The organism is Chryseobacterium amylolyticum (genome assembly GCF_051011775.1).
Lineage (GTDB): Bacteria > Bacteroidota > Bacteroidia > Flavobacteriales > Weeksellaceae > Chryseobacterium.
On record NZ_JBPCHX010000005.1, the window covers coordinates 87523 to 102867 of the forward strand.

11 protein-coding genes, 1 tRNA gene and 3 pseudogenes are annotated in these 15345 nt (G+C 36.3%); 2 read left to right on the top strand and 13 right to left on the bottom strand.

Going from position 1 to position 15345, the window contains the following annotated elements; translation table 11 throughout:
- Positions 1 to 16: 16 nt before the first annotated feature.
- Entirely contained in the window at positions 17 to 1222 is a 1206-nt protein-coding gene (locus ACR1PO_RS14605; protein WP_433987219.1) for an ABC transporter permease, read from the bottom strand.
- Between the two features lie 3 nt (positions 1223 to 1225).
- Positions 1226 to 1585, bottom strand: coding sequence for a 30S ribosome-binding factor RbfA (gene rbfA, locus ACR1PO_RS14610; protein ID WP_002983518.1), 360 nt, complete (start codon positions 1583 to 1585; stop codon positions 1226 to 1228).
- Between the two features lie 93 nt (positions 1586 to 1678).
- On the opposite strand from rbfA, the gene mce reads away from it, so the two are divergent.
- Both mce and ACR1PO_RS14620 read left to right on the top strand, forming a co-directional pair.
- Positions 1679 to 2077 carry a methylmalonyl-CoA epimerase gene (mce, locus tag ACR1PO_RS14615; protein WP_433987220.1) on the top strand — a complete coding sequence of 133 codons (399 nt, stop codon included), beginning with the start codon at positions 1679 to 1681 and terminating at the stop codon, positions 2075 to 2077.
- A 62-nt stretch (positions 2078 to 2139) separates the two neighbouring features.
- A tRNA-Ile gene (locus ACR1PO_RS14620) sits at positions 2140 to 2213 on the top strand.
- Between the two features lie 46 nt (positions 2214 to 2259).
- Here the strand turns inward: ACR1PO_RS14620 and ACR1PO_RS14625 are convergent.
- The 11 genes and pseudogenes from ACR1PO_RS14625 to ACR1PO_RS14675 form a co-directional block, all read right to left on the bottom strand.
- Positions 2260 to 2871 (bottom strand): annotated as a pseudogene (locus ACR1PO_RS14625) (RHS repeat-associated core domain-containing protein); the annotation flags it as partial.
- A gap of 125 nt (positions 2872 to 2996) precedes the next feature.
- Positions 2997 to 3410, bottom strand: coding sequence for a hypothetical protein (locus ACR1PO_RS14630; RefSeq protein ID WP_433987221.1), 414 nt, complete (start codon positions 3408 to 3410; stop codon positions 2997 to 2999).
- A 309-nt stretch (positions 3411 to 3719) separates the two neighbouring features.
- On the bottom strand, positions 3720 to 4232 hold the full coding sequence (locus ACR1PO_RS14635) for a hypothetical protein (protein ID WP_433987222.1): 513 nt from the start codon (positions 4230 to 4232) through the stop codon (positions 3720 to 3722).
- A gap of 9 nt (positions 4233 to 4241) precedes the next feature.
- Entirely contained in the window at positions 4242 to 4886 is a 645-nt protein-coding gene (locus tag ACR1PO_RS14640; RefSeq protein ID WP_433987478.1) for an RHS repeat-associated core domain-containing protein, read from the bottom strand.
- A 32-nt stretch (positions 4887 to 4918) separates the two neighbouring features.
- The gene (locus ACR1PO_RS14645) at positions 4919 to 5344 is read right to left on the bottom strand and encodes a hypothetical protein (protein WP_433987223.1); all 426 of its coding nucleotides are present in this window, start codon (positions 5342 to 5344) and stop codon (positions 4919 to 4921) included.
- A gap of 8 nt (positions 5345 to 5352) precedes the next feature.
- Positions 5353 to 6450, bottom strand: a pseudogene (locus ACR1PO_RS14650) (RHS repeat-associated core domain-containing protein); the annotation flags it as partial.
- 139 nt (positions 6451 to 6589) lie between these two features.
- Complete coding sequence (locus ACR1PO_RS14655) at positions 6590 to 7219, bottom strand: hypothetical protein (RefSeq protein ID WP_433987224.1); 630 nt, start codon at positions 7217 to 7219, stop codon at positions 6590 to 6592.
- An 876-nt stretch (positions 7220 to 8095) separates the two neighbouring features.
- Positions 8096 to 8362, bottom strand: a pseudogene (locus ACR1PO_RS14660) (RHS repeat-associated core domain-containing protein); the annotation flags it as partial.
- Between the two features lie 52 nt (positions 8363 to 8414).
- Complete coding sequence (locus ACR1PO_RS14665) at positions 8415 to 8945, bottom strand: STM3941 family protein (protein ID WP_433987225.1); 531 nt, start codon at positions 8943 to 8945, stop codon at positions 8415 to 8417.
- A 10-nt stretch (positions 8946 to 8955) separates the two neighbouring features.
- Positions 8956 to 12633 (bottom strand): DUF6443 domain-containing protein, encoded by a 3678-nt coding sequence (locus ACR1PO_RS14670; protein ID WP_433987226.1) that lies wholly within the window; start codon positions 12631 to 12633, stop codon positions 8956 to 8958.
- Positions 12634 to 12645: 12 nt separating this feature from the next.
- The gene (locus ACR1PO_RS14675; RefSeq protein ID WP_433987227.1) at positions 12646 to 15345 is read right to left on the bottom strand and encodes an RHS repeat domain-containing protein; all 2700 of its coding nucleotides are present in this window, start codon (positions 15343 to 15345) and stop codon (positions 12646 to 12648) included.

Below are 15345 nucleotides of genomic sequence, written 5' to 3' on the forward strand. Positions count from 1 at the left end.
ATATGAAGTTAATATATTAGTTTTTAGTAATATATTCTTTGCTGATTTTTGAAAAAAACCATGAAATTGTGATTCCAAATAAGGAAGCTGTAAGGGCTACAATAAGATAATTCTTTCCTACAATTTTTACCGGGAATGGCAATACCTCATTGGCTCTGAAGAATTCTGTATAAAGCTGGAAATAGCAAAGTGCTGTTCCCATAATTAATCCGGTGATGACTCCGGAAATGACAATCAGGATTCCGGTGTAGAAATAGGTCATCCTTAAATGGCTTAAAGGGAACCCAAGTGATATCAATGATTTTGCCTGCTCTTTTTTATCAAGCTGAAGAATGATGATAGCTCCGGCAAGATTAAAGGTGGTAATAAAGATAACCAGTGCAAAGATCAGGTAAATAAAAAGCTTTTCAGTGTTGATCATCTTCCAGAAAGCAGCATTTTCTTCTTCTTTGGTTTTAATCTCAATATTTTTTCCGATTGAAGAAAGCAGGTTCTGTTTTACTGCATCTGCATTTTCCGGATTTTTCAGTTTAATGACAATCTGGTAAGCTGATTTTTTAGGAAGGCTAAGTAATTCTTCTGTAAGTTCGATAGGAGAGACGATATAATTGTCCAGCTGATCTTTTCCAGGGAAAACACCCGTTACCAGAATATCTCTTTTATTGTAAATGTCTTCTTCCTTACTGATGATTCCTGTACCCGGCTTGGGCATAAAGATGGTTGCATAATGATTGGAAGAATCCACAGGAATTGAAAGCCTGTTGTCCAGACTGTTTTCCATCAATACCTCATTAGAGTATCTGAAACTTGGATAAGTTCCGTAGAATACTTCTTTATTAATAGGATTTACGTTGACATAAGCAGAATCAACACCTCTTAAATAGGCAATATCACCTTTTCCATTGAAGCTGATGTATACTTTTTCTTCAATAACACGGGAGAAACTGCTGATCTCTTTATTTTTACTCAGAATTTGAGTAACATTATCGAGATTTTTGATAGTTTTTCCGGAAGTGCTTTTTAAAGTAAGATCTGCATGAAGATTGGAAATAAGGTCCTTGTTCAGGTCTTCAAGTCCTGAAAAGACAGAAATAATGACGAACATTGCAGCCACAGCAACCGTCATGGCACCCACAGCCAGCCACGTAATGAACGTAACGGCAGTACTTCCTTTTTTAGCCAAAAGGTATCTGGATGCTATGTAAAATGCAATATTCTTCAAGATCTATAAAACAGGATTGTCGCCTTCGCCCCTTAATTCTCTTTCCAGTCTTTCAACATCATCAAGAGCGGTATCCAGGTAAAAGTTAAGTTGTGGAATAATACGCACCTGCTTTGCCATCTTCTGGCCAATGAAGTTTCTGTATTGAGGTTTGTTTTCTTCAATCTCCTTCATTACAGCGGTACGGAATTCCTGTGGGAAAATGCTTAAATAAATCTTGGCAATTCCTAAGTCAGCAGTTACTTTTACATCTGAAACAGATACCAATATGCTCTGTTTGCTTTCTGCAGCCTGTTTGCGGAAAAGTTCCGCGAAGTCTTCCTGAATGATCTGTGCTACTTTTCTTTGTCTGTTACTTTCCATAATTTCTGCAAATTTAGTACTTTTGTTTGAATTGATACTTTGAAATTCAACTGCAGTATCAAATTTACGATTTAATTATATTGATTATTATTTATGAAGCTAGAACATATTGGTATTGCCGTACAATCTTTAGGCGTTTCTGATGAGCTTTTTGCAAAACTGTTAGGGAAGGAATCCTATAAAAAAGAAACAGTGGAAAGAGAGGGCGTTGTGACATCTTTCTATGAAACAGGAGAAAGTAAAATCGAGCTGCTGGAAGCCAGTAATCCTGAAAGCCCGATCTCAAAATTTATTGACAAAAAGGGAGAAGGCATCCATCACCTGGCTTTTGGAGTTGAAAATATCCTGGAAGAAATAAAAAGATTAAAAAAAGAAGGATTTCAGTTTATCTCTGAAGAACCGAAAGAAGGTGCTGATAACAAATTAGTTGTATTCCTTCATCCGAAGTCTACCAACGGCGTGCTGGTAGAACTTTGCCAAGAAAAGCAATAAAAAATTTTGTAGTGAAAGAAATTTTACTATTTTTGCAAACACAAAATTTAACCAAGTTTTGAGGTCCTATAGCTCAGTTGGTTAGAGCACCTGACTCATAATCAGGTGGTCCCTGGTTCGAGCCCAGGTGGGACCACGACTTCGAAGAACAGATTTCTTCAAAAAATTATAAAGCCCCTGTTTTAGGGGCTTTTTTTATTTTTTGTTTCGTCATCGTTCGTTATAAAATCGTCCCCCTTTTCGCCTCCCTCTTTTTTGGTAGATGGTACCACATTAAAGAACCTTCCCATCGCAGCAGCACAGTTTCTCCATCTATAAGAACTGACGGCATTTTTAAAATAGCTGAGGCGTACATTTCCCAAATGGTCTGTATATGCCTGTGTCTGTCCAAAAGTAGTTCCGGTTCCGGTATACCCAAACCCACCAAAATCAGCAGAAGTACCACCGCTTCCATTAGGAACTTTCTGATGAGGATTAAAACTGCCTCCTAACATCTGCCACATATAAGACCCTTCTACCAGATGGTTCTCCATTCCTTCGTAAAGAACAGGTACCGCTTTTCTTCCGTCAGGATCGATAAAGCTTATTGGATTGTTTAAAGCATAGGCATAAGGTGAGAATCTTCTTGATGATTCTGCTAGAGGATCAATTACTCCCCATCTTCCGATATCAGCCATATACATTCTGGCACCATAGTCATTCCACCCGGTTTCTTTTTGCAGTTCCTTACCGTTGTACTGGTAATTGTAAGATGGGTTTCCGCCTATGTTATTATATCCTAAATGCTTTAATCCAAAAGGGCAGTAGTTGTTTTCTTCAAGAGTTTCTGCCTGCCACTGGTGTTTTTAGGAAAATTTAAAATAGAGTATTGATTTTCAATACTCTATTTTATTACCAACATGTTTGAAACATTACCAGACTATCTAATATTACGAAGTATTACATCAGCGACATTCCACTTCTCATCATTCTTAACAACAATAAAACATATTGCATCATTATCATTTGCCCAAAAAACTGCATATGCAAGATCACTATTCAGTTTATAATACTTTACAAACAAATCACTATCTGAGTTTTCTTTATTGTTTATTGTAATTTTAATATCTCTATTTGAAAACGACAATGGTTCTTTAGTAATAAGATGCTTTGAGTCTAAAATTATAATCTCATTTTTGTTTGGAAATTTTTGTTTAATTGTACTATAAAAACGTTTATCCAAAAAGAACTGTTTTTCAAAGCTTTTTTTATCTATAGTATTTTGAAGATGATTGGCTGAACAGGAAATTGTAATTAAAATATAAACTGTCCATAAAATAACTTTTTTTAACATATTAATAAGATTTAAATATATTTGATAACATTTGAAAATTATGGGAGACATAATTTTTAAATATGATGAAAAATTTGGAGCATGACCACTATATAAAATACCTGGAGCGGTCTTTGCATTAGTGGCCCGGCCTGAAATAATCTAAATTCAAAAGCATTTCCATGCTCATTGTCAAATTTCTTAATAAAATTATTTATCTCTGACGTTGGCCCTTTAATATTATTTCAACTTTACATTTTTACTAATATTTTTAAAAGAGTATTGAAAACCAATACTCTATTTTATTACCAACATGTTTAGAACATTACCCTATTCTTCTTCTATTTTTATTTTACCAGTAAATAATAATTGTAAATACAATTTCAAATTGAATTTATAACTATAAATTCTTTTCAATTTAATAGAAGAGTCTATTTCTTTGAAATTATCATAGAAAAGTCCACTTATTTTAAAAACAGTATATCCTTTCTTGACGAGATAAACTACTTTATATTCTCCTCTCATACTAGTTTCCGATGTTTTTATTTTATTATCAAAATCATCTAATTTAAAAGTATATCCAAAAGGTCTTAATACCGAATAATATTTTAATGAGTTCCTTTGCCTATCTATAATTATATATTTGAAATCTTTAATTACTAGTAATAATGATAAAATAACTACAATCAGAATTGCTATTGGAATAAATGATTCATTATTTTCATGAATATTATTTGTCTTTTTTATAATTGCTTTTATTAAGCCGAATAGTATTCCAAATTCACAGAATACCAAAAAAAAGAACCACAAATACCAATTACGGTGTATCTTACTTTTAATCATAATTTTAATTTAATAAAGTCCATCGTACATTTCTACCAAGGGACCTCCTGTTGCTTCGTCAATCATATCTCCCAAAGCTCCTCCTGTCCACCAGCTCATATAACCGTTTCGGTTTTTAAGCGAGAAATCTCCTCCGTTTTGTAAAGATTGCATCAGATCAGCGTAGGCCTGTGTCTGTCCAAAGGTGGTTCCGGTTCCGGTATACCCAAACCCACCAAAATCAGCAGAAGTACCACCGCTTCCATTAGGAACTTTCTGATGAGGATTAAAACTGCCTCCTAACATCTGCCACATATAAGACCCTTCTACCAGATGGTTCTCCATTCCTTCGTAAAGAACAGGTACCGCTTTTCTTCCGTCAGGATCTATAAAGCTTACAGGATTATTTAAGGCATAGGCATAAGGTGAGAATCTTCTTGATGATTCTGCTAGAGGATCAATTACTCCCCATCGTCCGATATCAGCCATATACATCCTGGCACCATAGTCATTCCATCCGGTTTCCTTCTGTAATTCCTTACTGTTGTACTGGTAATTGTAAGATGGGTTTCCGCCTACGTTATTATATCCCAAATGCTTTAATCCAAAAGGATAATAGTTGTTTTCTTCAAGAGCTTCTGCGCTGCCGCCGGCATTTTTAGGAAAATTTAAAATAGAGTATTGATTTCAATACTTTATTATATTTATTAATACATTTTAAGAACATATTTTTGCAGTAAATAAACAGATAAAAAAAAATTAGTTGTAATACAAATAGTAATTACCCAAACAATAGTAGTTCCTTTTTGATTTTCTTTTTCAGATAATTTATCAAATTCTTTGTTATACGTTTTCCATATGTCTGTACGTATAAAAGAAAAATAATTAATAATAGAAAAAACGACAAGAGAAGTCAATAAAATAGGACTAATCGTATCTATATTTAATTTTTTATCATTAATAATTGAATAATAATTCAAAAAAGAGCCTACAATCCAAAGTTCAAGAGTGAGAATTACTAACCCAGCTTTAAAATCAGTCCAAAACGCACCTCCTACCATTTCAGAAGTATATTGGATTGATTTATAAACTTTATAAAAAAGATAATAATATGCTTTTTTTATTTTTTCCATAATTATTTTTATTTCGGTTCATGGGCTCCAAACACATTGATTCTATAGGGTCCTGCCTGATTAAATCCTTGATCTAGTTTTCCTTGAACAAAATTGCTATCATTAAACATACCTGGCCAACCTCCAGGATAAAAACTATCTACCCCAAAATATACTGTACTAAGAGATGATCCTATTGATCCACCCCAATTGCCTAAAGCTCCAAATCCTGTATTTATAAGAGCTTTTCCCAATGACACTTGACCAGTTGCCATTCCACCTATATCACTTATAACACCTATTCCAAAGGAAAAATGGCCGACAAATCTTGCTGTTCTTGCAATATTAGAAACAGGTTGTGTTGCATCAGTCATCGCCATCTTACCAAATTGGCTTAGGTTTCTACCTGTAAGTTGATAATTCCCAGCGATTCCTCTCCTAATGCCTTTTGAATACATATTATGAGAGTCAATAACTCCTGCAGTACCACTCAAAACTCCTGCAGTACCAAAAAACCAGTTTCCCTTTCCTGCAAGGCTATACCAATCATTTGACACATTCTCTACAAGTTTCATCATATGCGCAATCATTTCCTGAGCTGTTGTAGCATCTCCCAAAGCTCCTCCTGTCCACCAGTTCATATAACCGTTTCGGTTTTTAAACGAGAAATCTCCTCCGTTTTGTAAAGATTGCATCAGATCTGCGTAGGCCTGTGTCTGTCCAAAAGTAGTTCCGGTTCCGGTATACCCAAACCCTCCAAAATCAGCAGAAGTACCACCGCTTCCGTTAGGAACTTTCTGGTGAGGATTAAAACTGCCTCCCGCCATCTGCCACATATAAGAACCTTCTACCAAGTGATTTTCCATCCCTTCGTAAGGAACAGGTACCGCTTTTCTTCCGTCAGGATCGATAAAGCTTATTGGATTGTTTAAAGCATAGGCATAAGGTGAAAATCTTCTTGATGTTTCAGCCAACGGATCTATTACTCCCCATCGTCCGATATCCGACATATACATTCTGGCCCCGTAATCATTCCAGCCGGTTTCCTTTTGTAATTCTTTCCCGTTGTACTGGTAATTGTAGGCAGGATTTCCGGTTAAAAAGTTATAGCCCTGATGCTTTAAACCAAAGGGATAATAATTGTTTTCTTCAAGAACTTCTGCATTGCCACCTACATTTTTAAGTTATATTCAAAAATTAGAGCATTGAAATCCAATGCCCTAATTAGCTATCAAAATTTTGGAATATTATTAATACTATAAGTTTTTATACAGATTTACTATTTCCAAAAATCTTCAATAAGATTGGTGAAAGACCTACTGAAACAATTAAGAATAATCCTAAATTTGATATATTCAATTTATTAGGAAACATTACCATTAACATTAGCCATGTTAACATTATACCAATCATTGTATAACCATAAATCTTAGCTGATTTAGTACTATACCAATTGTATTCAACAATCGAATCATTACTCCTTTTTTTATTCTGCATAGTAATAATTTCAATTAAATCTTCTTTAAAATCTAAATAATTTCCACTATCTTTTTTAGGAATATTCAAAAAAATTTTATAAGACTTAAAGACTAATCTACATCCATAAAATGTTTCAGTTTCACTAAAATTATAATTACGAATATCTATTATATCAATTTTTTTATTGTTAAAAAAAATATAATCATCATCCAAAATTATATTATATGTAAATGTACAATTATTTTTAATTAACATAAAGCTTAAAGCTGATAATGCAAAAAGTACAATCGCAGGAAAAATCCTTGGATTATAATAAATAGAAGTTAGTATAGTTAATGACATTACTAAAACAAAAGAAAAAGACATAAGCAATATCAGTCTTTTTATTGAAAAATTTTTAAATTTATATTTTTTCATTTAATTTTTTTATGGATACCAAATTGTAGATTTTCTACCAATGCTCTTATCTAACTGATCACTTACTCCAAACATATAGTCTGCTACTCCATAAATTGCAATCCCTGCAAGGATGGCAGGAGCTGCTGCAACTATAACAGGAGCTGTGGCAAATGTAGCAACAGCTGTTGCACCTAATAGACCAAGATTTACAATTGAATGGGCATCCCAAGTATCAGTTCCAAATTCATATAATGTTACCCCAGCAGTTAATGCTGTACCAACATAGCCTAATCTTTTAGATATTTTACCTACAGATTTCATAAATCCTTCGGTTGATCTTAAAATCTTTCCTGCTCTAATACCACTAACTGCTGAAAGAAACGTTGAAGCGTTTATTTTGTTTATGTTAGATAATTTATTATACTCATCTATTATCATATTAGCATTTCCTAATTGTCCATTTAAGTGCTTTTCAGTGTCTTTAAAAAAATCTTCCGTTTGATATTTCATTAAAGAATGACTTGCACTTTCTATATCATTCGTAAGTCCTAATAAACCATCTCCAGCGATCTTTAACATATGGCCCATCATTTCCTGAGCTGTTGTAGCATTTCCCAAAGCTCCTCCTGTCCACCAGCTCATATAACCGTTTCGGTTTTTAAGCGAGAAATCTCCTCCGTTTTGTAAAGATTGCATCAGATCAGCGTAGGCCTGTGTCTGTCCAAAAGTAGTTCCGGTTCCGGTATACCCAAACCCTCCAAAATCAGCAGAAGTACCACCGCTTCCGTTAGGAACTTTCTGGTGAGGATTGAAACTGCCTCCTAACATCTGCCACATATAAGAACCTTCTACCAAGTGATTTTCCATTCCTTCGTAAGGAACAGGTACCGCTTTTCTTCCGTCAGGATCGATAAAGCTTATTGGATTGTTTAAAGCATAGGCATAAGGTGAAAATCTTCTTGATGTTTCAGCCAACGGATCTATTACTCCCCAACGTCCGATATCAGCCATATACATCCTGGCACCATAGTCATTCCAGCCGGTTTCCTTTTGTAATTCCTTACCGTTGTATTGATAATTGTAAGATGGGTTTTCGCCTACGTTATTATATCCCAAATGCTTTAATCCAAAAGGGTAGTAGTTGTTTTCTTCAAGAGCTTCATTAGGGACTCAATACTCTAATCTATAATAAACATGCTTAGAAATAGCGCTGCTACTTATTTTTATATTTATGATAAAATTTAAGTATTGTACTTTCTAATTCATCAAAATTAAATGCTAATGTATTTGAAGAAATTGAAATAGGAGTTCCATATGTTTTAAGAGTTCTCCTTAACAATTTCTGTTTTGTAGTATTTTGATTGTTTATATATTTATTAGGATCTTTTACATTAATAATTAAAAATTTTGTAGATACAACGCTAATACTTTTTATTGATGTAATATCATCCCATAAAATCATTCCTACACTAACGTAGCTAGAATTATCAATAATTCCTTTTTCGTTAATAACAAGATTAAATTTACTTGAAAAAATACTTTTTGATAAAAACATTAGGCAAATTCCAAAAAATAATATTGCTGCAATACCTGTAATACGTATAAAAGAAGTATTCCTAAATATTGTGGATAAGAATTTATCAGGGTTAATTGCTAGCCACCCACCTAAACATATAAATATTAGTGAGCCTAATAGCATTAAGGTCAATTTTGTATTGCTTCCTTTTATTTCAATTGAATCCATTTTTATTTTTCTATTTGATATTATCTGCTTTATTTAAAAAACCGTCAGCCCAGCCTTCTGCAATCTCTCCTCCCCAAAATCCGCCAACAATACCTCCAACTACACCTCCTATTGCGGCTCCAACAACTGTTCCTTCTGGACCGACAAGAGTTCCTATAATTCCTCCAACTTTACCTAATGCCCATGCTCCTGCTGCTGCGCCTGCCATTCCTCCAACTACACCAGCTGATGCCACCTGAGATCTAACTCCAAACTTCCCACCATCTTGATACATACCATATCCTATTTGTCCAGCACTAATTGCATAGCCTACATAACCAGCTCTTTTGGCATATTTTCCAAGCATTGTAGTAGTTCGCACATAATCGCTTCTTAACCCTATTAACGATCCTCTAGCTCTTCCTGCGTATGCAGTACTTCTCATTTGTCCAAGATTATCAACCCAATATCCGCTATTATATAATGCTGTTCTCTGTTCAGCAAGGTATTTAAATCCTCCTCCAACAGTACTGGCCCCCCAATCTGCCCAGTTTTTATAGGCATCCCAAGGTGTACCGGCATTAAGTTTCATTCTATGAACAACTAATTCTTGTACTCCAAACTCTAATTTTCCATCTACAATTCTACCATATCCTAATTCATCACCATCTGTCCACCAGCTCATATAGCCGTTGTTGGTTTTGAGGGAGAAATCTCCTCCGTTTTGTAAAGATTGCATCAGATCTGCGTAGGCCTGTGTCTGTCCAAAAGTGGTTCCGGTTCCGGTATACCCAAACCCTCCAAAATCAGCAGAAGTACCACCGCTTCCGTTAGGAACTTTCTGGTGAGGATTGAAACTACCTCCCGCCATCTGCCACATATAAGACCCTTCTACCAAGTGATTTTCCATTCCTTCGTAAGGAACAGGTACCGCTTTTCTTCCGTCAGGATCGATAAAGCTTATTGGATTGTTTAAAGCATAGGCATACGGTGAAAATCTTCTTGATGTTTCAGCCAACGGATCTATTACTCCCCAACGTCCGATATCAGCCATATACATCCTGGCACCATAGTCATTCCAGCCGGTTTCCTTTTGTAATTCTTTCCCGTTGTACTGGTAATTGTAGGCAGGATTTCCAGTTAAAAAGGTATAGCCCTGATGCTTTAAACCAAAGGGATAATAATTGTTTTCTTCAAGAACTTCTGCGCTGCCAGCTGAGGATCTGGAGTAGCTTACCCGTACATTTCCCAAATGGTCGGTATAGCTGTAAATATACTTATTATTTTCAAAATTATAATAGCCTTCTGCAGTGGGAATAAATTTCAAAACAAGAGGTCCTGCTCCTTTTTTGCTTGTTGTGGTTTCATACTGAAAGCCATCAAGGTATTCAGTAATATCGGATGTAAGTTCTGTGGCAGTTCCCAGGGGATCAAAAGGAGTGTAGTTATACACTTTCTTTACTTTTGTTCCGTCTGCACGGTAGGTATAGATTGTATTTTCATTAATGATGCCTGTACGTGTTTGTAATCCCTTATCAAATTTTATATAATCCGGGAGGTTCAGGAAGTTATAATCAATCTGCAATACCCCTTTGTCCTTATGGCTGGCCATGTTTCCATTGTCATCATAAGAGATCATATTTCCGGATATCTCAGAATAACCGTTGTAATTAGTGGATATATCGGTAACTGAATTCAACCTGTTCCCGGTATAATTGTAGGTAAGATCATCCATAAGGGCAGCCATTCCTGACATCCCTGTATTTCTCTTAAGCGAAGTGATATTGCTTCCGGAATCATATTCCACGGTCTCATTATACAACCCATTCTGCGGTGCAGAGGCATTAGGTTCAGAATAAATTCCTTTCTTTAGCCTGTTTAAAGCATCATATTGGTAATTATACTGCCTTAACACATTATCAGTAGAGGTTTTCCAGCTTACTTCCGTTATATTCCCGTTATATTTTGCCGGGGAATTGGCGGTATTCTGGGGGTTGGTATATTTCAGTTCAAATCCAAACAGTTTGGTTCCCAGCTGTGCCGGATCGTTCAGTTTGGTGAGCATGCCCCGGATATCATAGGCATAATCTATACTTTGCAGGTTGTTTCCAACTTTTTTGTTGCTGATCTGTGAAAGCTCATTATATGTATTTTCCGCCAGCAGTTCCTGTGGCTGGCTGCCTACCTGGTGCCATTTCTTTTTCAGGCGGTTTTTACTGTCATATTCATAAACCTGGCTGATGATTTTCTCTGTATCGGCACTGACTCTTTTGTGATACACCTTGGTTTGTTTCACAACGCCTGCAAAATCAAATTCTGTCTCTGTTTTTGTGTATCCGCCAAGATGATTGATAGAATAAGCACCGATAGCCATGCCTTTGGTATTATAGTAGGCATAGTTTTTAGTCCAGTTATTATCTTCAATATTTTTGATAAGGCTAAGGGTGAGAAAGCCTTTTGTGCTGACAGGAGTTGCATCAGTGATAACATTTTGCCCCAATATGGCTGCCGGAAAAGCAGGATTGAAACTGTAAGCGGGATAGGTATCATAATAATTGACACTTAATACGGTGATATTCCCGGTTGGAAAAGCATTCTGAGTATAGAAAACCTGCATTCCGTTTGCGGTAAATGAAGTATCACTCCTTGATTCATTATTTTCAGCATTTACCGTCACATTGTTGATCGTATTCTGCAGGGTAAGCCGGGAATCATCACTCGAAAAAAAACCGGAATACAGCACTCTTCCCCATTTATCATACCTGGTAAACATCCATCCTTTGGCAGAAAAAGTATTGTTCACGGTTCTCAGTTTAGCATCCTGTGTCATAATTACCCTGTCCTGCTGATCATAGATGATGTATTCCCAGCCTTTACCGGGAAGCTTTTTCTCTACCTGCCTTCCCTGGGAATCATAATGATATTGATAACACAGGTTATCCAGCACAGCAGTGGTAAGGGGTGCTGAAGCAGACATCCCGGCAGATGCCAGCGGAGGTATGACATAGGCGAGGTTTCCGAACTCATCATAGAGATAATACGTATCTATGGGTTTTGTTCCGTCGTTTTTCCTTACCAATACGGTTTTACCAGAGCCGTTTGTAAACTCAGTGGTAGTATTGCCGTCTCCATCTGTTGCAATGCTCTTTGAAAGCTGATTGGGAGCATAATCAGGATTGTAGCTCAACGTATAAGAAGTAGCATTGTTCACCCATGAGGTAACAACAGTTATTTTTCTGACCTGATCTCCGGAAGCATTTCCGGAAACGGCAAGCTGTAAAGGGTGGGAAGCCCATGCATTTCCTGCGGGAATCACCTGTTTTACCTGTCCGGAGATATCATTCTGAAATATTTTTTCGGAATATATTTTCTCTGATCCATACACAGCGCCTGCATTGGACAGCGGAGAGGAATAAATAGCTCCGCCCTGTGACCCTTGCTGGGGTACAGGAAGGAAACTTTTTACCTGTCTGTCATAATTGTCATATTCCATATGCTGAACAATATCTTTTCCGGAAGGAGTCGCTCCGATGGAAATTACCTGTTTATTTCTTCCGAATCCATCCACATACTGAACAGCCTCACTTTTTTTGGTACAGGTTTCATCCAGGCAGTTTTTGCTGTATATATAATTTTCTGTAGTGCTCAGTGTCTGGGCATCTATAAACAATGCCAACCCTAAGCTTGCTATTGATAATATTCTTTTCATGATCATGAGTTTTTATTGCTTATAGTTATATTGATATGTTTTCAGTATTTTGCCGTCCTGGTCCGTTACCTTCTCAAGCCTTCCGGCTTTATCATAGGTATACGTTTCTTTTGCTCCGTTAGGGGCTGTTACAGAAGTCATCCCTGTGAAGATATCCCAGGTATAGGTAGTAACGTTGAAGTCTTTCACTGTACTGCTGGTCCGCAGGTTTTCAAGAGCCGTTTTCAGAGCTCCTTCATTTTCCGGAGTTGCAGAATTGGAGGCGGTTACTGCATTCTGTACAGCAGGCAGTGAAATAATCTGAGCATAGGAAGCGCCCTCAATTTTTGCAATAGGTTGGGTATTGTTATATCCATATACAACAGCGGTCGGAATTCCTTTAGGCGTTTTGGTTTCCACGGGATTTCCATAGCTGTCATAATTACTGAAAATTACTTTCGTCTGTGCTGACTGATTCTGCATTTCATATGAATTCACAGAGGTTACCTGAAGTGATGCGGGATTATCATATTTGGTTTCTGCTTTACTGACGAGTTTTCCGTTTATTTTTATTTCCGTATTTAAAGGAGCAGAAAGGATACGGGCATTTACCAGTTTGGTATTATTAAGCTCAGAAGAGTATTTGATGTTTTTTTCAGTTACTGTTCCATCCGGAGTTGTCACTTTTGTATATAGCGGCTCGAAATTAACCGGACTGTAAATGACCTCAGAACTGTTTTCCAATGCGGACCCATCGCTGAAAAATGTTTTTGAAGTTGTCTTTGCAGACTGTGTCCAGGATGATCTGCTTGTCGTTCCGTCACATAGGGTATATTCAGGTGCGTTATTGATTTCAGTAAGTACATAATCCGTATTTTCATTTGAAATCAATTGGTTCTGCGCATTATAGACTTCTTTCTTATACAGTAATCCTCCTGAAACGATATTATAATGAGGTCTTGTCCCATTCCCTGCAAAATCTTTTGGAGTCTTGAAATAATACTGGGTATAGCCAAGATTGTTATTAGAATCTCCATAGATTTCTTTCACATTATTATATAAAATTACAGAATTCAGGTAATCATATTCCTGAGACTGGCAGGTTTCCAGTGTAAAGTAGTCTCCACTTGAGTTCAATGCATTGTCAAACGCATTATATTCATAGTTAATACTTTTTTTCAGGATATTATCATCATAGTATTGTATTGTTTTTATCCTTGCTGCAACATCTACTTTTTTAGCATTTCTGTAAGGCGGGGGATCTGTCTGGATCATCCCGATGTGAAAATCCCCATTTCCAAAGCCGGTTTTTATTTCTATCGTATAGGTTCCGGGGGTTACCAGATATCGGTCCGGACTTCCGTTGCTGGAGATCACGGTGCTCCCTTTTTTAATAACATAGGTAATCTGGTAATTATAAGTGTCAGGATTATCATGAATACCAAGAGTGTATTGGTCTTTATAATACACTTCGGAATCTTTGCTTACAAAGACGGCCCGGGGAGCATCTATCTGGAAAGTGTAAATGCGGCTGGTATTGGTGTCAAAAAACATTGGATTTGAAACAAACCGCTGGATTTCAGGATATTTAATTGTATAATTATCGGCATCTGAGTAATTGACAGCAGTGTAGATTTCATTGGCATCATATTGATACCTGATACGACCTCCTTCTGGCAGCTTCATTTCTGTTAAAGTTCCTATCATTTGTGAAGAAGAATTTAAACTCCCATACTGAAAAGAATAGCCTTCTAATGTATTCTGGTTCTTATCAAGCCTGTACAAGCCGGAAAGAATCCTTTTTTCCTGTGTCTGATCGCTCGTCATATTCATGGTTCCATAATCAAATCTATATTTGGAAACCTGTCTTCCTGAATTATCGAGTAAAGCAATACTCTGTATTTTGTTGGGATCACTGCTTCCGTGATCCTCCCAATACGGCTCATAAACATTTTCAAAGCTGATTTTTCCAAAGATGGTTGTGACTGTTGCCAGGTTACAATTCTGATATTTTACAAATGTTCCGCTATACCTGGTGTCTTTCTGATAGGTAAGCGTTACAATTTCAATATTATTTTCATCCAGAATTTTACTCAGATAAAATGCAGATCTGTAATTGGTGTTATAGCCATCCCTCGAAGCAAGACTGTAATTATCATATATATATTTAAATCCTTTATCATCTGTTATTTTAAATGATTCGAGGATAAGGGTTGCTGTATTGGCAGTTCTGGTAAATTCTATTTTAACATTATTTCCTGAGAGATTATTAAGCGTAAAGGTATTGTTTATCGTATCTCTTACAAATTTAAACTTCCCTGAACTTCCCGGTAAATAGTAATGATATACATCATCGAAGGCATTCTTCTTATAATCAGGTTTGGTGATATTATCATATTTTTCATCAAGCTCATTGTTGATCACCCTGGAAATAAGTCCTACTTTTGAAAGTGACCATCCTAACCCCGTTTCTCCAGCCGGTTTTCCTAAACCAACATTATAGATGTGATAGTTCAGTCCAACAGGAATACTAAGATTCTTATTGCTTGTGGGTAATGTAAACAAGGGCACGGATATTTCCGGAACCCCGGTAGCTAATGAAACGGGAGTATTGGAATAAGAAGCAAAAGAAGAAGCCGAAGGTACCGGATCAGGAGTGGTACCGAAGTTTCTTTCTATCTGAGCCTTGCCCGATCCATACACTAAAATAAATAGTAGTAATATTTTTTTCAT